We start from the raw sequence: 23,105 nt of genomic DNA on the forward strand, positions 1-23,105 counted from the left end.
CAGGCCGATCTCGACGCCTGGCTCGTCCACTACAACACCGAACGCCCGCACCTCGGCTACCGCAACATGGGCCGTAGGCCAGTCGAAACCGTCATGTCATTCGTCAGTCAAGAAGCTTAAGTGGACACCTTATGTGACGCCTCCGTGCTATTTAGGCTGTTTGCGGCAAAGCTCCGTCCTGTTAGCGCAGGCGCCGCAACAAGGCAGCCTCACTAATGCGCGCATCTGTTTTAGACACACCGTATGGCCGCCTGGAACGGGTTCGAAGCCGCTCAAGTGCTGCATCTAAGATGAAGACTCGTAGTTCTGACGAATATTTATCAACACCACCGTTCTGTCCGAGATCGTTGAGCAGCAGGTGAATGTCGTCGAAAGTACGATGACCAGTCCAGAAATCGATGTCGCGCAGGAGCGAAGCCTCGTCGATCAGTCCTTCTCGCCAATCGAGTTGATGTTTACGTCTCGCATTTGAGCTTGCTTGATTGAGTGCCAGGTTGTCGCCCTGAGGAGCGCGCGAGCTGGCGGCGTCAAGGACCTGGCGGGCTACCCCGAGGAGCGCATCCTCTTCCAGCAAGAGAGCGGCATCGGTCAAATAAGGGACATGTTCGACCCGAGCCGCATCGCAGATTCGCCGTGCCTGATCATGGAAGGCTGTGGTCAGACACCGCGCCCCGTTCTCCTCATCCCTCAGCTGTTCCACAAGGCCCTTCAGGAGGTGGCCAGGAATGAGGTCGTCGGACCATATCTCCGGGGTCGCGCCTGCCTGCTGCCTGACGCTCAACCATTCGGCGAGGCACCGGTCGTGGTAGCGCCGCGCGTTACGGCGAGCATGCGAAACAGCCGCAGGACCATTGGGCCCACAGGCGGCTATCGTCGCGACTCTGAACCAGATGAGAGACAGGAGCCAAAGGCAGCGGATCCGAATTTCGGGCCAGCGGCCCCTGCTCCTTCGAGCAACGGTTAAGCAATCGATCATGCTTCTACGAAGCGAGCGAGGGTCGGCAGTCAACATTGAGATCTCGGCACCCATACATTTTAGGAGCAGATCGATCTTTAGCCGTACTTCCGGTTTTGCTCGTTGCACCTCATCGTCACTCCGCAACAAGGCCGCAAGATGTTCGAATGCGGTGCCATCATTTCGAAGCACCATCGTCCTCAGCCGATACAACGGGATGGTGATGCGCCTTGATCCGAGCTCGTCCGCCAGGGGCCAGCCCCAGACCTGAAAATTCACGCCTCGTCGATTTCCCCAGAGCAAGTCCGCCGTTGCACGTCCCTCAGCGGTTCTTCCTAACGGCTTGCCGCCCATGTCGTCTTCAAAGAAATGCTCGTCCCAATCTTGCCACCTGGGATCAAAGAGGGGAACCTCTTCGTTCGTCATAGTGTCCCAGGCGCGCTGGTGCGCTCCTTTGAAAACGTTACAATTCCGGCACGCGAGTGCTCTGTTCTCAAGCCCATCCACGCCGCCCCGGGCAAGCGGTACGATGTGATCGGGTTCGCCAGAATGCCGGTCACAAGGAGCGTGGCAATACTCACAGCGATAATCGGCTCGCTTCGCAAGCCTCTCGCGATCATCTGGCGTCAAGGGGCGGCCAGACCGCTTCATCCTGCATATCCTCGCTACGATCAAGCCGGTCAAGTAGAGATCGGGACGAGATCCATAGGTTACAAGCCTGTGCACTACGCTTCAATGACCTCGCGCCCATCGGTGGCCCGCGTCTCCAATCATCGGCCGCATGGGGCGAGACGAACAGCCGCCAATGTAAATGGTCTGGATGCAGCGTGATGTTCTGAAGAGCTGTTCCACGATGGCGTTTGCGAACAACGTGGAGCAACGAGCCGCCGCGCTGTTCCCATAGACGGTCGCCGATCGCGAGGCCGCCTTCTCGACCCCCCGTAATGTCCCCGCAATTCGCCAACCGCACGGTCGCCCGCATCAACGACAGAGCGGAGCAAGACCATGTCCTGGACCAAAGCGGATTCCAAGTTGATGGGCGCCATGTGCATTCGAGCGCACGGCCTTACGAAGCGATACGGCGGCAAGACCGCGGTGGACGGGCTGTCGTTTTCGGTCCAGCCTGGCGTCATTACGGGATTTCTCGGCCCCAACGGTGCCGGCAAGAGCACCACGCTGCGAATGCTGCTCGGGCTGATCCGGCCGACGCAGGGAGCGATCACCATCGGCGGTCGTCCCATTGCCGAGCTCGAACATCCGGCGCGGACGATCGGTGCGCTTCTGGATGCCCGCGCGGTCCATCCTCAGCGTACCGCATACGATCATCTGCTCGCTTTCGCGCATGCTGCCGGCCTCGGAAAAGCACGCGTCGACAAGATGCTGGATCTCGCAGGGTTGAGTAATGCCGCGACCAGCCGCCCCGACCAATTCTCCCTCGGGATGTATCAGCGGCTCGGCCTCGCGACCGCCCTGCTCGGCGATCCGGACGTGCTCGTCCTGGACGAGCCGCTCAACGGCCTCGATCCCGAAGGGATCCGATGGATGCGCAGCCTGATGCGGTCTCTCGCCAGCAAAGGACGCACCATTCTGTTCTCCAGCCATCTCATGTCGGAGATGGAGATCACCGCCGACAACCTGATCGTCATAGGCAATGGCCGCCTCATCGCGGACTCGTCGCTGGCCGAGTTCATCAAAGCTCACACGTCGACAGTGGTCTTGGTCCGAACGGCGGCGAGGGAACAGCTCGCCCGCGCGCTGAGCGATGCTGGAATGCGATTCAAGGCCATAGCATCCGACACACTCCACGTCGCCGGGGCCGACCCGTCCTGCGTCGGCGGAATGGCCGCGAAAGAGGGTATCACCCTCGACGAATTGACCACGATTCGCGAACCGCTGGAAAAGGCTTTTCTTCGGCTGACCCGCAGCGTCACCCAGTACGAAGGCCAATTGGCATGAACGTTCTCGGCTTCGAATGGATCAAGATGCGCAGCATATCGAGCCCGTGGCTGACGGCCCTGAGCGCGATCTTTGCGGGAACCACGCTCAGCATGCTGGGAGTATCCGACCTGATCGGCGTTTCACCGGCCGATCTTCCGGATGGCTGGGATCCGACGGCGGAGAGCCTGAAGGGGTTCCTGTTCGCACAGCTGCTCGTCGGGATGCTCGGCGCCCATAGCATCACCTCCGAGTATGCGACGGGGCTAATTGGTACGAGCCTTGCCGTGGTGCCGGCGCGGTTTCGGCTGCTCGCCGCCAAGACAACCGTGGTCTGCGTAATGTCGCTCGGCACCGGCATCGCCACGACGCTTCTCAGCTTCACCGCCATTCAGGCCATGCTGGCGGGTGCCGGACTTGCCTCAGCCGGAATCGCTGATCCGGGCGTAGCCAGAGCGCTCGTCGGCGCTATGCTCTACCTGACGCTGGTCGGCCTGATGGGTCTGGCTGTTGGCGTGTTGACCCGATCGACCACAGCCAGCCTCGCCACGCTCATCGGCGTCACTCTCCTCGTTCCAGCGATCGCCCCCGGGATTCCCGGAGCCGTTGGCGGCTGGTTGCAGCACTATTGGCCCATAAGCTCCGGGCAAGCGGCCTATCGGGTCGTTCCGGTGGACGCGGTGGTCGGTCCCGAACTGGGTCTCGGCATACTGGCAGCAGTGACCGCGGCGGTGGGAACTGCCGCTTTTGTCAGCTTCAGTGTCCGCGACGCCTGATCGAGCACGATGCGACGGCGCGCGAGGCAGGCACGGACCGGCACGTCGCCCATCGCGGCGGCTGGCAGATGACCAGCATGTCGGCCGAGCGCTCCTGGCCATTGGCAGTGGCCGCGCCTTCGTGCCGTGGCCGATCACGCAACGGCTTCACCGCCCGCAGCTCAAAAAGCCTGCCCGCTCTTGCGGAATTATCCAGCCTCGGTCGGACCCCGTAATCCTGCGGCAATTCTCCGCGCCCAGGGTCGCCTCAAGCGGAACAAGCGCAGCGGCAATCAGGGGTGCAACCAATGATGCAGATCGACAAGCATCGCGGGGAACGGCCCCGTCCTGGCGACGCATGTTCTTCCAGCTTCGGTGCACGGCGCCAGCGGAATCTGCGGCCTGGTGCGCTGAGATCGACAGGTCGCACGATCGCCCTGACGGTCGGCCTGCTTTCGGTCGGCAATGCGGGGTTCGCGGCGGCGCCGACACCGGCCGTGAAGGAAGAATGCGGAACTGAGATCCGATCGATGTGCCTGCGGCCATGGCGGCTGACCCCCAGCGCCATTTCAGCCTGCGTCGCGGACCATCAGTCCGAACTCTCTCCGACATGCCAGGACTTCTGGGAAACCGCTCAGATCTGCCAGCACGAAATGGTGGAGGTGTGCGGAGGGCTGAACCCGTTCACGATCAAGAGCTGCCTGCGAAACTCCAAGGCCAAGTTTTCTCCTCTGTGCCAGGAAACGCTGGATATCGATGAATAGCGCTCTTCGCCGCACCGGCCGGATTCGTCGTTCACCACGCTGCCTTCTGCTCCCCAACCGGCGCAGCCTCGACAGTCGACTGCCTCCCCCGATCGACCTGCGATCAAGAGTGCCCACCCGCAGACGCGGCGGCATCGGAGCGGTTTTTACGTTCGGTCGCCCGTCACTTTCGCCTTAGGAAGAAGATGTCTCGATTCTCAGTCATTCTGCTCCTGTCGGGCGTCGCGCTTGTCGCCGCCGGCGCCTTTGTCGGTATCCGCGCCTTGTCTCGTCCGGCGGAGGTGCCGATGGCGAACGAGCCGGCTCGCGTCCCGGCAGTGACGGTCGCAGAAGCTGCGGAAAGAGAATTTGTCCAGCCGGTGACCTTTTCAGGAACCCTCGTTCCACGGGAAGAGGTGCTCATCTTTCCCGAGATCAACGGCTACCGGATCACCCGCCTCGACGCCGAGATCAGCGACCGGGTCGAGGCCGGAACGGTCGTCGCACAGCTCGAAGATCGGACGCTGCACCTCGACGTGGCTCAGGCGGAAGCCGAACGGGCACGGGCCGAGGCCGCAGTCCGACAAGCCGAAAGCCAGATCGCCTCGGCCGAGGCGGGGCTGGCCCAAGCTCAGCAGACGCTCGAGCGAGCCAAGGCGCTGCGAGAGCGCGGCACCGCCACGCAGGTCGCCCTCGACGACGCGATTGCCGCCGAACGCACGGCAGAAGCCAATCGCGATTCCGCGCTGAGTGGCAAGGACGTCGCCGAGGCTCAACTCCGGCAGGCTCAGAACTCTCTCGATATCGCTCGCGAGAAGCTCGCCGATGCTAAAATCAAGGCGCCGGTTTCTGGCGTTATCTCGGCGCGGAGCGGACGAGTGGGGTCCATCGCGACCTCCAGCGTCGACCCGATCTTTCGGATCATCCGCGACGGAGAGGTCGAGGCCGAGGTCAAGGTGGTCGAGACCAGTCTGGGGCTGGTCAGGGAAGGCCAGCCGGCCACGGTGGAGATTGCCGGCCTCGGCCCGGTCGAGGGCCGTGTTCGGCTGATCTCGCCGCAAGTCGACCCCAAGACGCGCCTCGGAACGGTCCGCATCGCGCTGGAGCCGCAGGACGACCTGCGTGCGGGGCTGTTTGCCGGCGGCCGGATCACGGTCGACCAGCGCCGCGACCTCGCGGTTCCGGCAACCGCTGTGATGACCGCTGCGGACGGCGCCTACGTCCTGCGCGTGCGGGACGGCGTCGTCGAACGCCGCAGCGTCGACCCCGGCATGATCTGGCAGGGATGGCGGCAGATCGGTTCAGGTATGGCAGCGGGCGACGAGGTGGTCGCGCAGGCCGGTGCCTTCTTCGACACCGGCGACGCGGTCCGGCCGTTGCGGGCCGACGAAGCGGCGCCTCTCGCCGAAGAGCGCAGCGCCGCTCAGGCGGAGGCGGCACGATGAACATGTCGACCTGGGCGATCCGCAATCCCGTGCCGCCGATCGCGCTTTTCCTGGTCCTGTGCGTGCTGGGACTGATCAGCTTCTTCCGGATGCCGGTGACGGAGATGCCGAATGTCGATCTGCCGATGATCTCGGTCTCGGTCGACCTGCCGGGGGCCGATCCCGCCGAGATTGTCAGCCAGGTGATCCGCCCGATTGAGGCGCAGATCGGCGATGCGGCGGGCGTCCGCCACGTCAGCGCCAAGGCGGCGGACGGCACCGCCAGCCTCACCGTCGATTTCGTCGTCGGCACCAACACGGAGCGCGCGCTGAACGACGTCAAGGATGCCGTGACACGAGCCCGAGACGACATACCCGAGGGCATCGGCGAACCGGTGGTGCGGCGGCTCGATGTCGAAGGCGGCGCCATCCTGACCTATGCGGTCGCCGACCAGACCCGCTCGATCGAAGGCTTGTCCGCCTTCGTCGACGACGTGATCACCCCGGAGCTCCAGGCGATTAAGGGCGTCGGAGGCGTTGTGCGGATGGGCGGTACCGACCGCGAGATCGACGTCGAGCTCGTTCCCGACCGCCTTCTCGCCTTCGGCGTGACGGTGGCCGAAATTAATGCGCAGCTCACCCGGATGAACGTCGATCTCGGCAGCGGCTCCGGGCAGTTTGCCAGCCAGGCCTATTCGATCCGGGCCACGGGATCGGCCGAAAGCGTCGATGCGCTGGCGGCAACGCCGATCCGCTTGGCGTCGGGGGACACCGTTCAGCTCGACGCGCTGGGAGCCGTCACTGAGGACGCGGCGACGCCGGAACGCTTCGCCCTTCTCGATGGCAAGCCGGTCGTCGCCTTCGCCGTGTTCCGCGCGACGGGAGCCAGCGATCTCGCCGCCGCCGAGGCCACGAAAGAGCGCCTGGCGCATCTGTCTCAGACGCATCCGAACGCGCACTTCACGTTGATCGACGATGCGACGGTCTTCACGGCCGCCAATTACGACGCGGCCATGGACACCCTCTACGAGGGCGCCGTTCTGGCGATCGTCGTCGTCTTCCTGTTCCTGCGGGACTGGCGGGCGACGCTGGTGGCGTTCGTCAGCCTGCCGCTCTCCGCCATCCCGACCTTTGCGGTGATGGATCTCCTCGGCTTCTCCCTGAACACGCTGAGCCTCCTCGGAATTACCCTCGTGGTGGGGGTGCTGGTCGACGATGCAATCGTCGAGATTGAGAACATCGAGCGCCACATGCGCTCGGGCCGACCCGCCTTCCAGGCGGCAGAGGAGGCGGCGAGCGAAATCGGCATGACGGTGATCGCGATCAGCCTCACCATCGTCGCCGTATTCACGCCGGTGGTCTTCATGGGCGGCGTCGCCGGGCAGTATTTCGGCCAGTTCGGCATCACCGTCGCCGTTGCCGTGCTCTTCTCGCTGCTGGTGGCGCGTCTGATCACGCCGATGTTCGCGGCTTATTTCCTCAAAAGCCGCGGCGATGCCGGCGAGGCGAAGGACGGCCGACTCATGCGGTTCTATCTGCGCCTCCTCGGATGGACCCTGCGCCACCGGTTCGTTACCCTCGCCCTCGGCGGCCTGATCTTCGCGGGCTCGATCTACTCCAGCACGCTGCTGCCCACCGAGTTCGCGCCGAGTTCGGACATCGGCCGCGCGATCGTGACGATACAGCTTCCGCCGGGCTCGCGCCCCATCGACGCCCGCCGGGTCGCCGAGCGCGCCACGGCGCTCGTGTCGGACGTCCCGGAAGTTCGGAGCGTCTTCGTCGACGGTGTCTCCGCCACCGACCTGACGGTGCGGATCAACTACGGCCAGCGCCACGAGCGGGACCGCCCGGGCCGCGCGATCGATGCCGCCATCGAGGATCGGCTCGCCGCCATTCCCGATACGCGGTTCTTCGTCGCCGGCGGCAATGCGGGGCGCGACGTCTCGGTCAACGTCCTGGGCGACACCGAAGCCGCCACGTCGACAGCTGCGCAAGCCCTTGCCCGGGCCATCGGGCCCTTGCCCGAGCTGCGTAACGTCTCGACCACGGCAGCCCTGATGCGGCCCGAGGTCCGGATCACGCCGATGCCCGAGCGGGCGGCCGAGCTCGGCGTGAGCACTGCGGCACTGGCCGAGACGATCCGTCTGGCGACGCTCGGCGACGCGGACGCGAACCTGCCGCAATTCAACGCCGGCGAAACCCGCATTCCCATCCGGGTCCGGCTGGAGGAGGCGGCGCGCGACGACCTCACGCGCTTGTCGGAGCTGCGCGTCCTTTCCGCCTCGGGCGAGCAGGTGCCGATCGGCGCGGTAGCGGAGGCTCACCTCACCCGGGGACCCAGCACGATCGAACGCTACGACCGCCGCTATCGCGTGGCCGTGGAGGGGGATCTTGCGGGCGGCGCGGTGCTCGGACCGGCGATGGATGCCGTCATGCAGGCCGCCGACAGGATCGATCGCCCTGAGGGGACGTCCGTGCGGGCGGCCGGCGACGCGGAGTTCATGGAAGAGGTCTTCGCCAGCTTCATGGTCGCCATGGGCACCGGAGTCCTGTTCGTCTACGTCGTCCTGGTGCTGCTGTTTGCCAGCTTCCTGACCCCGATCACGATCCTCCTGTCGCTGCCGCTGGCGATCGGCGGCGCGATCTTCGCGCTCGCCCTCTACGGGGCGGGGCTTGGCCTGCCCGTCGTGATCGGCGTGCTCATGCTCATCGGCATCGTCGCCAAGAATGCGATCATGCTGGTCGAATTCGCGTTCCAGGCCGTCGAGGCGGGAGCGGGCCGCGTCCCGGCCGTGATCGACGCGGCGCACAAGCGGGCGCGACCGATCATCATGACGACGGTCGCCATGTCGGCCGGCATGGTGCCGTCCATGCTGACGCGCGCGACGGGCGGCGAATTCCGCGCCCCCATGGCGGTGGTCGTCATCGGCGGCCTGCTCTTGTCGACGCTCCTGTCGCTGCTCTTCGTGCCCTCGCTCTTCATCGTCGTCGAGAGCCTCAAAGACTGGTCCCGGAAGGGCCTCGCCTGGGTTCTCGGCTCCGACCACCACCCGGCGACGGGCGGCGGGACCGAAACGACGGCCGCCACCCCACCCTGAGGCCCTCGCTCGTCGCCGCCCCAGCCGGCCCCGCCCGGATCATCCTGCACGCCCATTCCCGCAAAGATGCATTCACGCATCCTATGGAGCATCCCAATGACCCTTCTGACGACATCCCATCCGAGAGATCATCGGGCGGCGGAGCTGCGCCGCAGCCGCGGAACCGGCCGAGGCCTGCCAACTCTGGCCGGGGCCACCGCGATGGTCGTCCTGTTGGGAGGCTGCGCCTCCCACGGCACCAACGGCAAGTTCTTCGACTATGCCTCGCCGCAACCGCGGGCAGCGGCGACGACAGAAGCCGGCCGGAAAAAGGCCCGGTGGAAACGCCCAAAAGCCGATCGGCCGCGACCCTCCTCGGGTCCTACCGGACGGGCGCGGGCTACGCGGTCCAACCGGAGGTGACGAGCGACGGGCGATACGACACCTACACCTTCACGACCAAAGCCGGCTCCTACACGGTCGCCGGGGACGACCTCGCCCGCAAGCATGTCCAGGAGCTGCTCGCTCTAGATGCTCTCAGGAAGCGCTCGCCGGCCGGAGAGTTCTTCCAGGGCGCCGGAGGCGCCGTCACCCGCCCGGTCGTCGCCGTCTACCAAACCGTGACGGATCCAATCGGAGCGACGGAAACGGGCTATTCCAACATCAAGCGCAAGGTGCATGCCGTCAGGCGCGGCGTGTCCGACGCCGGTGAGTTCGTCACCACGCTCGGCCATCCCGCGCCGAAGCGGCCGGACCGGGAAGACGACAGCCTGATCGAAACGTTCGTCGGCATCGCTAAGGCGAAACGCCGCCTCGCGGGGCAACTGAATGTCGATCCCTATACGCATTATTTGCCGCTTGCCGACGAACTCGGCAAGGTCGCGTCCTATTCGGCGGTGGGCGGCTTCGGTATCGACAAGGCGCTCGGCTTTGTTCCCGGAGTCGGCGGCATGGTCATCTCCGGACTCGGCACGCTCGATTCCGTCACCGACCGAACCCTCGACCTCGACCCCGGCGAAAGCGCCGCAGCCAATCGCGAGCGCCTTGAAAAGCTGCGCATGCCCGAAAAGACCATCAACGAGCTGTTGTTGAACGACAAGCTCACGCCGACGGAGAAAACACAGGCCGTCGGCTATCTGGTCGCCCTGTCCGGCACATCGGGCCTGTCCAGCCTTGCGTCCTTCGTCGCCACCAGCGACACGCGGCGCGATGCGTTTGCCGCGGTGCAGGCGCTGGCCTACATCGCGTCGCGCGTCGCCAAGGACGACCGCATCGCAGGCTTGCATGTCATCGACGACATTCCGGTTGTCACGGTGGGCGGCGGCAAGAACGTTGCTGTCTTCACAGCCGATGCACTCGCCTGGACCCCCCGCAATGCCGATCAGCTGACGAAGCTCACCCGCCTCGTCCCGGGCGGTGGCAAAGCAGGCGGCGATCGGGAATTGCGCATTTCGGGAGACGTGTCGGCCTTAGCCACGAAGGAATTGCGACGTCTCGGATGGGCGGTGAAGGCGAACTCCTTCGCCGCGTTGCGTTGATCAGCCGAACATGAAGGGCGACGTCGATGGTTGGGCCGGATTCGCTTCCGCCTCGTTCTCGAAGCAGCGCGCGAGACGCGCTGCGGAATGACGCCTACCGCCGATCCGACGAAGTGGTGAAGCTCGCGACGTCGGCTGCGTCAGCCGTGAGAGTGGGCGCTAGGAGCCGCGTCCGCTGTCGGCGATTGTTCGATTTGTTTAGGAAGAGTGCGTTGCCTCCGACTGTGGCGCCTGGTCGCCGCCGAGTGCCGAATGCGAGCAGCCGACTTCAGCGGGCGAGAGCGCGGGCAAGGCTGACGAGACGGCGCAGCGCGGGATTGTCGTTCTTGGCAGACCAGACGGCCATGTATGGAAGGATGTCCTGCGGAGCCTTCAGTGGACGAAGAACGAGTCCCGGGAATCTGACCGCTGCCCAAGATGCCTGAACGACAGTGATTCCTTGCCCCAAGCAAACGAGAGCCATCAACGTTTCGCCGCAAGCCTCCTTCAGTTCGATGTTCGGGTGGATCGCGTACGTTGCCGTCCGACGCAGAATGCAGTCGCGAACCTCTGGTCCCGTAGAAAATCGGCTCACGATGAAGTGCTCTGTTATGATGTCGGGCCAATCAAGCCTTCGCCGACGGGCAAGATCGTGCTTGCCCGGGAGGGCGACATATACTCTCTCCTGCCACAGTTCCGCGGATTCGCATCCCTGCACCAGTCCTGTGCCTGGGATGAACGCAATGTCGAGCCTGTGCGACCGGACAGCTGCTATATGTTCCTCACGGCTGCCATCGCAGATGTCGATGCGGACTTCCGGATGCCGTTCCAGGAACATGGACACGGTGGTCTGGACAAATTTGCTAATGGGCGGCGAGTGGAGGCCGACGCGAACCGTTCCTGTGTCTCCGCGTCCAGCCCCCATTGCGGCGCGCTGCGCCTGACCCAACTGTGCAAGTGCCGGTCGCACTTCGCTGAGGAACTGTCGGCCGGCATTGGTGAGTTTCGTACCTGTGCTGCGTCGTTCGAGTAGCGAAACGCCCAGCCTGTCCTCGAGGCGCAGGACAGCGCGGCTGACACTGGACTGCCTTGTGCCTAGGGTTTCCGCGGCCCTCCGAAAGCTCTCGTGCTCAGAAACCGCGAGGAAGCAGTGGATCTCGTCCAGTCGGAGGAAGGGCTTCGGTTCCATTTTATCTGCCGCCCAACTACTCTACACGAGGGGAAAGCTGGCAATCTGGCGGACAGGCTTTATGGCCGTGACACTCAACGGCGATTGCTGGCGTTTCCGAATGCATGGGGTCGTTCCGGTCGACCGATCCGCTCGCACGCCGAGCCTCTGCTCAGTGGCAGGCACACGGTGCGCACCTTATAGGATGCATGATAGCATCTTATCAGGTGGGGAGGCGCCGTCAATAAGCTCCCCGCTGCTATCTCCGTGCCGCTGCATTGTCGTTTGGCTGCGGATCAAAGCGCCGAACGCGCGCCGAACTGTCCGGCGACTTTCTTCCGGCTGCATAGAATGTGCTTTGGAAGAGGTCCTAGACTGCAATTCAAAGCAACGTAAGCGCCGCCTTTGGCAGCGTAACTCATTGGAACTAAATAGGAAATTTTGGAGCGGGCGAAGGGATTCGAACCCTCGACCCCAACCTTGGCAAGGTTGTGCTCTACCCCTGAGCTACACCCGCCCGCTCCGTGCGGCGTGGGTAACCAGCGCCGCGGACGGGCGGTATATGACGGAAAGAATCGGACAATGCAACACTGAATTTGACGACGCGGGAAAATCGCCCGAGGAGCCGCCGGACTGGCCGCGACGGGGTTCACCGGGAGCGCGCCGTCGGCTATTGCCGGAACCGTTGAATGGCAGGCGACAGCGAGGGGACAGGCCTTGGCGGCGACGCGTGACGAACTGATGACGTATCTCGGCGGTCTCGGCATCGAGGTTTCGACGCTCGATCACCCGGCGCTTTTCACGGTCGCCGAATCGCAAGGCCTGCGCGGCGAGATCGCCGGCGGGCACACCAAGAACCTCTTCGTGAAGGACAAGAAGGGGCGGCATTTTCTCGTCGTCGCCGAAGAGAGCCGGGCGGTCGACCTGAAGTCGCTGCACAAGGTGATCGGCGCGCAGGGGCGGCTGTCCTTCGCCGGCGGCGAGGCGATGATGGAGATGCTGGGTGTCGAGCCCGGCTCGGTCACGGCCTTCGGCGTCCTCAACGACCGGGACGGCCGCGTCACGGTGGTGCTTGATGAGGGCTTGCTTGCGCACGATATGGTGAACTGCCATCCGTTGACGAACACGGCGACGACGACGATCGCCACCGACGGATTGATGACATTCTTCCGATCGACCGCGCACGAGCCTCTCGTCGTCCGGCTCGACGGTGAAACGCTTGAGGGGCGGGACTGATGAGCGACAATCCTTACGGCAATCCCTATGGCGGCGGTTTCGGCCAGCAGACGGTCGGCCAGGGGCCCTCTCAGGCGCCGGCCCAGCGTCAGCCGGCCGCATCCCAGCCGGGCGGGCTGCAGGGCCTCGGTGCTTCGGCTGCGGTCTCCGATGCCGATCTGATCAAGGAGACGACGACGGCGAAGTTTGCCGCCGACGTCGTCCAGGAATCGCGCCGACAGCCGGTGCTGGTCGACTTCTGGGCGCCCTGGTGCGGCCCTTGCAAGCAGTTGACGCCGATCCTCGAAAAGGCGGTCAGGGCGGCCGGCGGCAAGGTGAAGCTGGTCAAGATGAACATCGACCAGCATCCCGCCATTGCCGGTCAGCTCGGCGTCCAGTCGATCCCCGCCGTCTTCGCCTTCGTCGGCGGCCAGCCGGTCGACGGCTTTATGGGCGCGCTGCCCGAAAGCGAGGTCGCCGCCTTCATCCAGCGCCTGACCGCCGGCCAGCCGGGCAACGAAGACCCGATCGGCGAAGCGCTCGAACAGGCGAACGCGCTGCTGGCGGCCGGCGACGTCGGCGATGCCGCCCAGCTCTTCGGCGCCATTCTGCAGCATGAGCCCGGCCATGCGGGCGCCGCTGCGGGGCTTGCCGAATGCTATCTCCAGACGGGCGATGCGGTGCGGGCCGAGGCGGTCATCGACCAGGTTCCGGCCGACAAGGCCGAGGATCCCGCCGTGGCGGCGGTGAGGACCAAGCTGAAACTGCAGCAGGAAATCGCCAAGCTGGGCGATCCCGTGCAGCTTCAGGCGCGCCTCGAAGGCAATGCGGACGATCATCAGGCCCGCTTCGACCTCGCTCTCATCGCCAATGCCAAGGGCGACCGGCAGACGGCGGCGGGCCATCTGCTCGAGATCATGCGCCGCGATCGCAGCTTCGGAGAGGATGCCGCGCGGCTGAAACTCCTGGAGTTCTTCGCGGCCTGGGGCCCGACCGATCCGGCGACGAAGGAGGCGCGGCGCCGGCTCTCTTCGCTGCTGTTTTCATGACACCGGACGGCGGCGGCTGGCACCGGCAAAGGGTGCGCGGACAGTTGCCCGGGAAACGATCGGCGGGCGACGCCAAACGCCGGCGTGATCGCTGGATAGGCGGCTACCCGCACGGGAGCCCTTGAGATTGCCCGCCGCCCTTCCACATCCCGGGAAGGTCGAGGGAGGCAATCTTTGGTTCAGGCGGGCAACTTCAGCTATACGGACGAAACCGATCTGCCGGCGACGATCCCGGTCTTTCCGCTGACCGGGGCGCTGCTCCTGCCGGGCGGGCAGCTGCCGCTCAACGTCTTCGAGCCGCGCTACGTCATGATGATCGACGACGCGCTCGCCGGGGCGCGGATCATCGGCATGGTCCAGCCGAGCCTCGACGGCGCTCTCAGGGCCGACGGCGAACCGAAGCTCTGCGAGGTCGGCTGCATGGGCCGGATCGTCTCCCTCGCCGAATCCGGCGACGGCCGCTACATCATCAATCTGCAGGGCATCGCGCGGTTCCGGATCGTCGAGGAAGCCGCGGTCAGGACGCCCTATCGGTCATGCCGCGTCGCCGCCTTTCTCGGAGATCTCGACGCCGGCCAGGGCGAGGAGGAGGTGGACCGCGAAGGCCTGCTGCGGGCCTTGCGCCGCTTCTTCGAAGCCAACGAGATGGAAGCGGACTGGGACTCGATCGCCAGGGCTTCGAACGAGACCCTCGTCAATGCGCTGTCGATGATGTCGCCCTATGGCGCGGCGGAAAAGCAGGCGCTGCTCGAAGCCAGCGATCTGAAGATCCGAGCCGAGACGCTGGTCGCCATCACCGAGATCGCGCTCGCCCGCGATGGCGACGACGGCTCGACGACGCTGCAATGACCGGGCGGATGCGATCGGGACACCGTCACGGCGTGAGCCGGACGGCCGACGCGTGACTTTGCGACGGGCCGTGCTAGAAGCTGCAGCCTGACGCCAAGCGGACGGGATGCCATGAGCGAACGCAACAAGGACGGCCAGCCGGACCCCAAGCTCCTCGAGCTCCTGGTCTGTCCCCTGACCAAGAAACCCCTCGTCTACGATCGCGCCGCCAACGAGCTGATCTCGAAGGCGGCCAAGCTGGCATTCCCGATCCGCGACGGCATTCCGATCATGCTGCCGTCCGAGGCGCGCGAGATCGAGTAGAGTGGCCGACTTAACAATAAGTTTCCTCTCGTTCATTTTCCCTGGGCTCTGACGACCAGCTGCGCTGCTGTTTTATTAGGGTGAGAGCAAACGCTGCTTTTCGTTGAGAAAGACACGTGCACAGATTTCGCCGAAGGAACTGTCAACGATGGTTGAGGATACCTCGTCGCTCAATAAATCTTTGCTGCTGAAAATCGAGAGGCAGTGCGCGCGCCAAAGAGAGTATCGCTCCGGATCAGCTCGCATGTCAGCTGCTTGAAAATAGGAAAGAAAAAGTGATACGGAAAATACCATAGCGCAGATTGGTATTAAAGCGCCCTTCGAGCGGTCTACACCAAAAAGATATGTAACAAGCGCGCCAATTAGACTGAGCGCGGCAGCGATAACTTGACCAGCTACGCCAACGCGACTGAGGCCGCCGATAAAGCCAGCGGTTGAGGCAATCATCGATATTGCGGCCAAGACGGCAAAGACTGTGAGCCTCTCCGAATTGCTGACAAATCCAGCCACCAACACCCAAGATAGGACTGTGACACCGGCGCCTACCAAAAGCCAGTACGGGACGACACTCACGTTTGTCCTTCCCGAAATATGAAAGTCTCGCTTTCCATCGACCTGTCAAAATCGAACGTCGTATCGGGCATCATCGTAGTTGAATGAGGGGTTCGAATATAATCCGTCGCTCCGCAAAGAGTGGCTCGGAAATTTTTCAGTTTTTCCGGAAGAGCTGATACGCAAGAGTCAAACTCAGATCTTTCATCCGGCTCGTTTCCTAATTTGAGCGGCGTTTCGGGCTGTTCTGTATTTGTCGATGACGTTCCGTCGCGGCCTTGGGCAAACGAAACGTTCGATATCGCGCTGCAAATGCAGACTACTATCGACGGTATGATCCGAGTTTGTAGACGTCCCAACTTCTGTATCCGTCTCGTCATCACTTCGGTACAGAATGCAACATCACTTATCGTAATGCAACTCAAAATAGATCACTAGCTTGCTGCCTATCTCGCGGTTACTCCGCCGCCATGGCGGCGTCGTGTTCGGCGGTCAGCCCCAGCCAGTCCTCCTCGCAGGATTCCAGCGTCTTCGCCGCCTCGGCCCTCTGCTTGTTGAGGCTGGTCGCCCGGGCCGGGTCCTTGGTATAGAGCGCCGGGTCGGCGAGCTTCTCGTCGAAATCGGCGATGGTCTTCTGCAGCCGCGAGATCTGGATCTCCAGCTGGCTGATCTTCTTCTTGAGCGGTTTCAGCGCCTCGCGCCGTTCGGCCGCCTGGCGGCGCTGGTCGACCTTGGAAACCTGCGGCTCGACGATCTCGACCGGCTCGCTCCCCGCACCCCCCGCTGCGCCGCCGCCGGAACGTGCGCCGGAGAGGATCAGCTTCTTGTAGTCTTCGAGGTCGCCGTCATAGCGCGACACCGTGCCGTCGCCGACGATCCATAAACGGTCCATCGTCGCCTCGACCATGTGGCGGTCGTGGCTGATCAGGATGACGGCGCCCGGATAGTCGTTGAGGGCATGGACGAGGCTCTGGCGGGCCTCGATGTCGAGATGGTTGGTCGGCTCGTCGAGGATCAGGAGGTTCGGCGCGTCGAGGGTGGCGAGGCCCATCAGGAGCCGCGCCTTCTCGCCGCCCGAGAGCTTCTCGGCGGCGGTGTCCATCTTCATCGTCGGCAGGCCCATCTGCGCGACCTTCGCCCGGACCTTCGGCTCCGTCGCGTCCGGCATCATCCGGCGCACGTGCTGGACGGCGCTTTCGGCGGGCCGCAGATCGTCGATCTGATGCTGGGCGAAGAAGGCGATCTTCAGCCCCGGCGCGCGCGTGACCGTCCCGGCCTGTTCCTTCAGGCGCTCGGCGAGGAGTTTGGCGAAGGTCGACTTGCCGTTGCCGTTCTGGCCGAGCAGGGCGATGCGGTCCTCGGTGTCGATCCTGAGGTTGAGGTTGGTCAGGATCGGCCGGCCGGGCTGGTAGCCGACCGAGACGTTCTCCATGCGGATGATCGGCGAGGCGGCCTGCTTTTCCGGTGCCGGAAAGACGAAGGGCGTGACGTTCTCCTCGACGATCGACTGGATCGGGCCCATCTTTTCCAGCGCCTTGAGGCGGGACTGGGCCTGACGCGCCTTGGACGCTTTCGCCCGGAAGCGCTCGACGAAGGCCTCCATGTGCTTTCGCGCCGCATCCTGCTTGGCGATCGACTTCTGCAGGAGTTCGATCTTCTCGGCCCGCTGGCGGGCGAACTGGTCGTAGTCGCCGCGATAGAAGTTCAGCTTCTGCTGATCGAGATGGACGATCGAGGAGACCGCGTTGTTGAGGACGTCGCGGTCGTGGGAGATAACGAGGACGGTGTAGGGGTAGCGCTGGACGAAGTTTTCCAGCCAGAGCGTTCCCTCGAGGTCGAGATAGTTGGTCGGCTCGTCGAGGAGCAACAGGTCCGGCCGCGAGAACAGAACGGCGGCAAGCGCGACGCGCATGCGCCAGCCGCCGGAGAAGGACGAGGCCGGCCGGGCCTGGGCCGCCATGTCGAAGCCGAGGCCGGAGAGGATCGAGGAGCCCCGTGCCTCGGCCGAATGGGACTCGATGTCGGCGAGGCGCGTATGGATGTCGGCGATGCGCGTCGGATCGGTGGCCGTCTCGGCTTCCTGGAGCAGCGCCAGCCGCTCGGTGTCGGCCTTCAGCACGATCTCGATCAGCGATTCTTCCGTGCCCGGCGCCTCCTGCGCCACCTGGCCGAGCCGGGTGTTCTTGGGAAAGGACACCGACCCCGTCTCCGGCGCGAGGTCGCCGGTGATGACGCGGAACAGGGTCGACTTGCCGGCACCATTGCGGCCGACGAGCCCCGCCTTCGTGCCGGTCGGCAGCGTCAGGCTGGCATGGTCGATGAGCAGGCGCCCGGCTACGCGCGCGGTAAGGTCGGTAATCTGAAGCATGGTGGCCTTTTGCCATGCGGCGGGTCAGGGCGAAAGGGGGCAGCAGTGCGATCGGATGGGAGAGATGCGCCTGCCGCGCAGCTGCAGGGCGAGGCAAAAGCTAACCGCCCCTTAAGCTTCGCCCAAGCTGACTGACATTAACTCGTGCGATCAATTCGTTCGCACTGCCAGACCGCCGCATCGCCAGCCGACAGCCCGAACGATCTTCCGCTCGCCCGCCGGCGCCGCGTTCTGCGGAACGCGGCTGTCGACCCATCCTCCGCGTGTCCGTTCGGGAACGCAGAAAGGCCTTGCCATGATCTCCGTCGTCTCGGTCGGCTCGCTCAAGACCGCCGGTTCGTCCACCGTTGCCCTCACCTTGGCGAGCGTCGCGGCGGCCGCCGACATTCCCGTCCTCGTCATCGATGCGGCGCGCGACGGCGATCTCGCCGCCTGGGCGAAACTGGCCGGCCTCCCGACGAAGATCACGGTCGAGCGCGGCCGCGACGAGGCGACGATCGAAAAGCTGGTGCGCGCGGCCCGCAAGCGCGGCGACCTCGTCGTCATCGACGCCGGCGACGAGGCGGCGACGATCCGTCTCGGCGCGAAACTCTCCGACCGCGCGGTGATCCCGGTGCGGTTCTCGCCGGTCTCGGCGTCCTACGCGGTCGAAACCGACCGACTTCTCGGCAAGGATGCGGGCCGTGGCCGGCGCTCGCGCGACCGGTGTTTCGTGGCGAGCGCCGTTGCGACCATTCCGAGCCGGATCGCCCGCAGCGTCGAGGCGATCATCGAGGCGTGCGACACCCCGCGCCTGCCGATCGGCCTCGTCCAGCGCGCCGCTTACGAGGCGCCGTTCCTTTCCGGCGGGACGATCTTCACGCTCGACGAGGAACAGGCGCCAGGTCTCGACCGGGCCCGCGCCGAGGCGGCGAGCCTCGCTTACGAGATCGGCATTCTCGGCACCCGCGAGGGCAGGACGCGCCCGGCGAGGACGGCCGAACGGGTGCTGGAAGCTGCCTGACCAATTCTTCCGCAGAAATGCGGACGAAGTGCGAGGCGCGGGCTCCCGCCGGGGCCCGCGCCTCGCGTCTTTGAGGGGGGCGGGTTGCGGGCGTCGAGCCGCCTTGCAAAGCCCGTCCCGGCAACCCCATGTCCGCCCTGCTTGGCGTCGAGCGAACTTTTACGCTAACGTCAAAGTCAGGGAGGAACAAAGATGAACAAACCATGGCTCGGGCACTATCCGGATGGGGTGCCGTCGGATCTCGGCGAGGTCGGGTACCGCTCCCTGGCCGAGCTCTTGGAAAACGCCTTTCAGACCCATGCGGAGCGCGACGCCCTGCATTTCATGGGCGCGTCCTTCACCTATCGCCGCTTCGGCGCGCTGGCGCGGGATTTCGGCGCCTATCTGCAGGGCCTGGGGCTGCAGAAGGGCGACCGCATCGCCCTGATGATGCCGAACGTGCCGCAATATCCCGTGGCGATCGCCGGGGCGGCAATGGCGGGACTGACCATCGTCAACGTCAATCCGCTCTACACGCCCGGCGAGCTGGCGCATCAGCTGAAGGATTCAGGGGCCAAGGCGATCGTCGTCCTCGAGAACATGGCGGCGACCCTCGAAAAGTGCCGCGCCAAGACCGAGGTCGAGCATGTCGTCGTCACCGGCCTCGGCGATCTTCTGCCGAGAGTGAAGGGTGCGATCGTCAACTTCGTCCTGCGCCGGGTGAAGAAGATGGTCCCGGCCTACGACCTTCCCGGCGCCGTGCGCTTCAAGCGCGCTCTTTCCATCGGCAGGAAAGGCATGGTGAGAACGCCCGCCATCGCGCCGGACGACATCGCCGTCCTGCAATATACCGGCGGGACGACCGGCGTCGCCAAGGGTGCGATGCTGACACACGCGAACATCGTCGCCAACGTCCTGCAGTCGCAGATGTGGAACGCGCCGGCGCTTAAGCAGCTGGCGCCGGGCGAACAGTCGATCGTCGTCTGCGCGCTGCCGATCTACCATATCTTCGGCTTCACGGTGAATCTGATGCTGTCGGTGCGCAATGGCGGTGCGGCGATCCTGATCCCCAATCCTCGCGACATCCCGGCGCTGCTGAAGGCGATCAAGCCGTTCCGCTTCCATTCGTTCCCGGCGGTCAACACGCTCTACAACGCCATCGCGCTGCATCCGGAGGCCAAATCCGTCGACTGGTCCGCGATGAAAATCTGCCTTGGCGGTGGCATGGCCGTTCAGGCGGCGACGGCCGAACGTTGGAAGAAAGCCACCGGCGTTTCGATCTGCGAGGGCTACGGCCTGTCCGAGACCTCGCCATCGGCCTGCTGCAACCCCACCGACCGCTCCGAATATACCGGTACGATCGGCGTGCCGCTCCCGTCGACGGATCTCGCCATCCTCAACGAAGAGGGGGCTCACCTCCCCCCGGGCGAGGTCGGCGAGATCGCCATTCGCGGGCCGCAGGTGATGGCCGGCTACTGGAACCGGCCGGAGGACACGAGGGCGGTGATGACCGCGGACGGTTTCTTCCGCTCCGGCGACATCGGGGTGATGAGCGAGGACGGGGTCTTCAGGATCGTCGACCGCAAGAAGGACATGATCAACGTCTCGGGCTTCAACGTCTATCCGAACGAGATCGAAGAGGTGGTGACGCAAATGCCGGGCGTCGTCGAGGCCGCGGCCATCGCCGTTCCCGACGAGGCGTCGGGGGAGGCGGTCAAGCTCTTCGTCGTCAGGAACGACGAGGCGATCGGCGAGGACGAGATCCGGTCCTACTGCAAGGCCAATCTGACCGGCTACAAGCGGCCACGCATCATCGAGTTCCGGGACGAACTGCCGAAATCGCCGGTGGGCAAGGTGCTCAGGCGGGAACTCAGGAACTGAGGCGGGCCGACGCCATCGTTCGGCCGCTCAGCCGGCGGCCTTCTCCTTGCCCGCCTTCGCGCCGGTGAAGTTCTCGTCGAGCGCGTAGCCGGCGCCGCGCACTGTGCGGATCGGATCACGCTGGCGGCCGCGGTTGATCGCCTTTCTGAGGCGTCCCACATGGACGTCGACGGTGCGCTCGTCGACATAGATGTCGCGGCCCCAGACGCCGTCGAGCAGCTGTTCGCGCGAGAAGACCCGGCCGGGCGACTGCATGAAGAATTCGAGCAGCCGGAATTCCTTGGGGCCGAGCTTGATCTCCCGGCCGGCACGGCGGACCCGGTGGGTCTCGCGGTCGAGGTCGATGTCGCCGGCGCCGAGATGGGTGGCGATCTTTTCGGGCTTGGCGCGCCGCAGCATCGCGCGGACCCGGGCGACCAGTTCCGGCGTCGAGAACGGCTTGACGACATAGTCGTCGGCGCCGACGGAGAGGCCGCGAACCCGCTCCGATTCCTCGCCTCGGGCCGTCAGCATGATGATCGGCAACCGGTCGGACCCCTCGCGCTGGCGAAGCCGCCTGCAGAGTTCGACGCCGGACAGACCGGGCAGCATCCAGTCGAGGATCAAGAGGTCGGGCAGCTCTTCCTTCAGCCTCAGGTCGGCATCGTCGCCGCGGGCGATGACGTCGACCGTGTAGCCTTCGGCCTCGAGGTTGTAGCGCAGGAGAACGCCCAGGGCCTCCTCGTCCTCGACCACGGCGATGCGGGTGTTCATCCGGTTCAGGCTCCGTTTCCACCGGGCGCCGGCGACGTCGTCACGTCGGTGTGGGCCAGCGAAGCCGTCTGATCGTCCTTCGGCCGCTCCGCTGCCATCTGTTCGCCGGTCTTGATGTAATAGACCGTCTCGGCGATGTTCGTCGCATGGTCGCCGATGCGCTCGATGTTCTTGGCGGTGAACAGAAGATGCGTGCAGGCGGTGATGTTGCGCGGATCTTCCATCATGTAGGTGAGGAGTTCGCGGAAGATCGACGTATAGACGGCGTCGATGCTCTCGTCGCCGTCGCGCACGGCCATCGCCTGCTTCTCGTTGCGGGTGGCGTAGGCGTCGAGGACTTCCTTCAACTGCTCGAGCGCGAGTTCCGACAGATGCTCGAGGCCGCGCACCAGCTGCATCGGCTGGGAATGCTCATGCACGGCGATCACCCGCTTGGCGATGTTCTTCGCCAGGTCGCCGATCCGCTCGAGATCGTTGGAGATGCGGATGGCGCCGACGATCTCGCGCAGATCGACCGCCATCGGCTGGCGCTTGGCGATGGTGCGGATCGCCCGCTCGTCGACTTCCCGCTGGACGGCATCGAGAAGGACGTCGTCGGCGACGACCGACTGCGCCAGGGCCCAGTCGGAGCGCATCAGCGCGCTGACCGACTGTTCCACCATGCGCTCGGCCTGGCCGCCCATCTCGGAGATGCGGCGGATGATGAACTTCAGCTCGTCCTCGTAGGAGGTGACGATATGTTCGGCCATTTGCGCGGCCTCCTTCGTGGTTGGAACGTCAGCCGAAGCGGCCGGTGATGTAGTCCTGCGTGCGCTTGTCGTCCGGGTTCGAGAACATCTTCTCGGTCGGGCCGACTTCGGCGAGGTCGCCCAGATGGAACATCGCCGTCAGCTGCGAAACGCGCGCCGCCTGCTGCATCGAGTGGGTGACGATGACGATCGTGTAGTTCTCGCGCAATTCGTCGATCAGCTCCTCGACCGTCGCCGTGGCGATCGGATCGAGCGCCGAGCAGGGCTCGTCCATCAGGATGACTTCCGGCGAGACGGCGATCGCACGGGCGATGCACAGGCGCTGCTGCTGGCCGCCGGAAAGGCCGGTGCCGGGCTCGTCGAGACGGTCGTGCACCTCGCGCCAGAGGCCGGCCTTGCGAAGGCTGGTATGGACGATTTCGTCCATCTCCTGCTTGGAGTGGGCGAGGCCGTGGATCTTCGGTCCGTAGGAGACGTTCTCGTAGATCGATTTCGGGAACGGATTGGGCTTCTGGAACACCATGCCGACCCGGGCCCGGAGCTCGACCACGTCGATGTCGGGATCGTAGACGTCCTCGCCGTCGAGCAGGATCTTCCCCGCGACCTTGGCGGAGTCGATCGTGTCGTTCATCCGGTTGAGACAGCGCAGATAGGTGGACTTGCCGCAGCCGGACGGGCCGATCAGCGCAGTCACCTGGCGTTCGGGAATATCGAGCGTGATCCCGTTCAGCGCCTGCTTGGCGCCGTAATGGACGATCACGTCCTTGCTCGTCATCTTGATCGGTCTGGAAGCTTCCACGGCCGGGCCCTTGTGCAATGTCGCTTGAATG

Annotated in this window: 19 protein-coding genes, 1 tRNA gene and 2 pseudogenes; 13 read left to right on the plus strand and 9 right to left on the minus strand. The window is 64.8% G+C overall.

Features of this window, described 5'->3' with window-relative positions:
• A pseudogene (locus GTK09_RS20655) lies at positions 1 to 120 on the plus strand (IS481 family transposase); the annotation flags it as partial.
• Between the two features lie 61 nt (positions 121 to 181).
• Here GTK09_RS20655 and GTK09_RS20660 read toward each other — a convergent pair.
• Both GTK09_RS20660 and GTK09_RS28175 read right to left on the minus strand, forming a co-directional pair.
• Positions 182 to 1,381 carry a hypothetical protein gene (locus GTK09_RS20660; protein WP_246218033.1) on the minus strand — a complete coding sequence of 400 codons (1,200 nt, stop codon included), beginning with the start codon at positions 1,379 to 1,381 and terminating at the stop codon, positions 182 to 184.
• Between the two features lie 30 nt (positions 1,382 to 1,411).
• A pseudogene (locus GTK09_RS28175) lies at positions 1,412 to 1,606 on the minus strand (HNH endonuclease); the annotation flags it as partial.
• A 354-nt stretch (positions 1,607 to 1,960) separates the two neighbouring features.
• On the opposite strand from GTK09_RS28175, the gene GTK09_RS20665 reads away from it, so the two are divergent.
• From GTK09_RS20665 to GTK09_RS20690, 6 genes are all read left to right on the plus strand, one after another.
• Positions 1,961 to 2,911: an ABC transporter ATP-binding protein gene (locus GTK09_RS20665; RefSeq protein WP_203561141.1), complete on the plus strand. Its 951-nt coding sequence runs from the start codon at positions 1,961 to 1,963 to the stop codon at positions 2,909 to 2,911.
• Positions 2,908 to 3,666 carry an ABC transporter permease gene (locus GTK09_RS20670; protein WP_163465295.1) on the plus strand — a complete coding sequence of 253 codons (759 nt, stop codon included), beginning with the start codon at positions 2,908 to 2,910 and terminating at the stop codon, positions 3,664 to 3,666. The genes GTK09_RS20665 and GTK09_RS20670 overlap by 4 nt, the downstream gene beginning before the upstream one ends.
• A gap of 287 nt (positions 3,667 to 3,953) precedes the next feature.
• Complete coding sequence (locus GTK09_RS20675; RefSeq protein ID WP_163465296.1) at positions 3,954 to 4,409, plus strand: hypothetical protein; 456 nt, start codon at positions 3,954 to 3,956, stop codon at positions 4,407 to 4,409.
• A gap of 185 nt (positions 4,410 to 4,594) precedes the next feature.
• Positions 4,595 to 5,833, plus strand: coding sequence for an efflux RND transporter periplasmic adaptor subunit (locus GTK09_RS20680; RefSeq protein ID WP_163465297.1), 1,239 nt, complete (start codon positions 4,595 to 4,597; stop codon positions 5,831 to 5,833).
• Positions 5,830 to 8,910, plus strand: a complete 3,081-nt coding sequence (locus GTK09_RS20685) for an efflux RND transporter permease subunit (RefSeq protein WP_163465298.1) — start codon at positions 5,830 to 5,832, stop codon at positions 8,908 to 8,910. Before GTK09_RS20680 ends, GTK09_RS20685 begins: the two co-directional genes overlap by 4 nt.
• 674 nt (positions 8,911 to 9,584) lie before the next feature.
• Positions 9,585 to 10,427, plus strand: coding sequence for a hypothetical protein (locus GTK09_RS20690; protein ID WP_163465299.1), 843 nt, complete (start codon positions 9,585 to 9,587; stop codon positions 10,425 to 10,427).
• 268 nt (positions 10,428 to 10,695) lie between these two features.
• Here the strand turns inward: GTK09_RS20690 and GTK09_RS20695 are convergent, their stop codons facing one another.
• Positions 10,696 to 11,595 carry a LysR family transcriptional regulator gene (locus tag GTK09_RS20695; RefSeq protein ID WP_163465300.1) on the minus strand — a complete coding sequence of 300 codons (900 nt, stop codon included), beginning with the start codon at positions 11,593 to 11,595 and terminating at the stop codon, positions 10,696 to 10,698.
• Between the two features lie 421 nt (positions 11,596 to 12,016).
• A tRNA-Gly gene (locus GTK09_RS20700) sits at positions 12,017 to 12,091 on the minus strand.
• Positions 12,092 to 12,315: 224 nt separating this feature from the next.
• On the opposite strand from GTK09_RS20700, the gene GTK09_RS20705 reads away from it, so the two are divergent.
• The 4 genes from GTK09_RS20705 (at position 12,316) to GTK09_RS20720 (ending at position 14,990) form a co-directional block, all read left to right on the plus strand.
• Positions 12,316 to 12,810 (plus strand): prolyl-tRNA synthetase associated domain-containing protein, encoded by a 495-nt coding sequence (locus GTK09_RS20705; RefSeq protein ID WP_203561144.1) that lies wholly within the window; start codon positions 12,316 to 12,318, stop codon positions 12,808 to 12,810.
• Positions 12,810 to 13,838, plus strand: coding sequence for a thioredoxin (trxA, locus tag GTK09_RS20710; protein ID WP_163465302.1), 1,029 nt, complete (start codon positions 12,810 to 12,812; stop codon positions 13,836 to 13,838). The genes GTK09_RS20705 and trxA overlap by 1 nt, the downstream gene beginning before the upstream one ends.
• A 174-nt stretch (positions 13,839 to 14,012) precedes the next feature.
• Positions 14,013 to 14,687, plus strand: coding sequence for an LON peptidase substrate-binding domain-containing protein (locus tag GTK09_RS20715; protein ID WP_163465303.1), 675 nt, complete (start codon positions 14,013 to 14,015; stop codon positions 14,685 to 14,687).
• Between the two features lie 111 nt (positions 14,688 to 14,798).
• Positions 14,799 to 14,990: a Trm112 family protein gene (locus GTK09_RS20720; RefSeq protein WP_163465304.1), complete on the plus strand. Its 192-nt coding sequence runs from the start codon at positions 14,799 to 14,801 to the stop codon at positions 14,988 to 14,990.
• A gap of 75 nt (positions 14,991 to 15,065) precedes the next feature.
• On the opposite strand, the gene GTK09_RS20725 is transcribed toward GTK09_RS20720, so the two are convergent.
• Both GTK09_RS20725 and GTK09_RS20730 read right to left on the minus strand, forming a co-directional pair.
• Positions 15,066 to 15,563: a hypothetical protein gene (locus GTK09_RS20725; protein WP_163465305.1), complete on the minus strand. Its 498-nt coding sequence runs from the start codon at positions 15,561 to 15,563 to the stop codon at positions 15,066 to 15,068.
• Between the two features lie 436 nt (positions 15,564 to 15,999).
• A complete protein-coding gene (locus tag GTK09_RS20730) occupies positions 16,000 to 17,910 on the minus strand; it encodes an ABC-F family ATP-binding cassette domain-containing protein (protein WP_163465306.1) in 1,911 nt (636 codons plus the stop codon).
• Between the two features lie 295 nt (positions 17,911 to 18,205).
• Here GTK09_RS20730 and GTK09_RS20735 point away from each other — a divergent pair, with 295 nt between their 5' ends.
• Together GTK09_RS20735 and GTK09_RS20740 are read left to right on the plus strand one after the other, a co-directional pair.
• A complete protein-coding gene (locus tag GTK09_RS20735; RefSeq protein WP_163465307.1) occupies positions 18,206 to 18,913 on the plus strand; it encodes a P-loop NTPase family protein in 708 nt (235 codons plus the stop codon).
• A gap of 192 nt (positions 18,914 to 19,105) precedes the next feature.
• The gene (locus GTK09_RS20740; protein ID WP_163465308.1) at positions 19,106 to 20,773 is read left to right on the plus strand and encodes an AMP-binding protein; all 1,668 of its coding nucleotides are present in this window, start codon (positions 19,106 to 19,108) and stop codon (positions 20,771 to 20,773) included.
• Between the two features lie 27 nt (positions 20,774 to 20,800).
• On the opposite strand, the gene phoB is transcribed toward GTK09_RS20740, so the two are convergent.
• Genes phoB through pstB form a run of 3 tightly spaced genes read right to left on the minus strand, consistent with a single transcriptional unit; the run spans position 20,801 to position 23,050 of the window.
• Positions 20,801 to 21,526 carry a phosphate regulon transcriptional regulator PhoB gene (phoB, locus tag GTK09_RS20745; protein ID WP_163465309.1) on the minus strand — a complete coding sequence of 242 codons (726 nt, stop codon included), beginning with the start codon at positions 21,524 to 21,526 and terminating at the stop codon, positions 20,801 to 20,803.
• A 5-nt stretch (positions 21,527 to 21,531) separates the two neighbouring features.
• A complete protein-coding gene (phoU, locus tag GTK09_RS20750) occupies positions 21,532 to 22,275 on the minus strand; it encodes a phosphate signaling complex protein PhoU (RefSeq protein ID WP_163465310.1) in 744 nt (247 codons plus the stop codon).
• 28 nt (positions 22,276 to 22,303) lie between these two features.
• Positions 22,304 to 23,050, minus strand: coding sequence for a phosphate ABC transporter ATP-binding protein PstB (gene pstB, locus GTK09_RS20755; protein ID WP_376768037.1), 747 nt, complete (start codon positions 23,048 to 23,050; stop codon positions 22,304 to 22,306).
• Between the last annotated feature and the right edge of the window lie 55 nt (positions 23,051 to 23,105).

The organism is Jiella pacifica (assembly GCF_010500815.1).
Classification (GTDB): Bacteria; Pseudomonadota; Alphaproteobacteria; order Rhizobiales; family Rhizobiaceae; genus Jiella; species Jiella pacifica.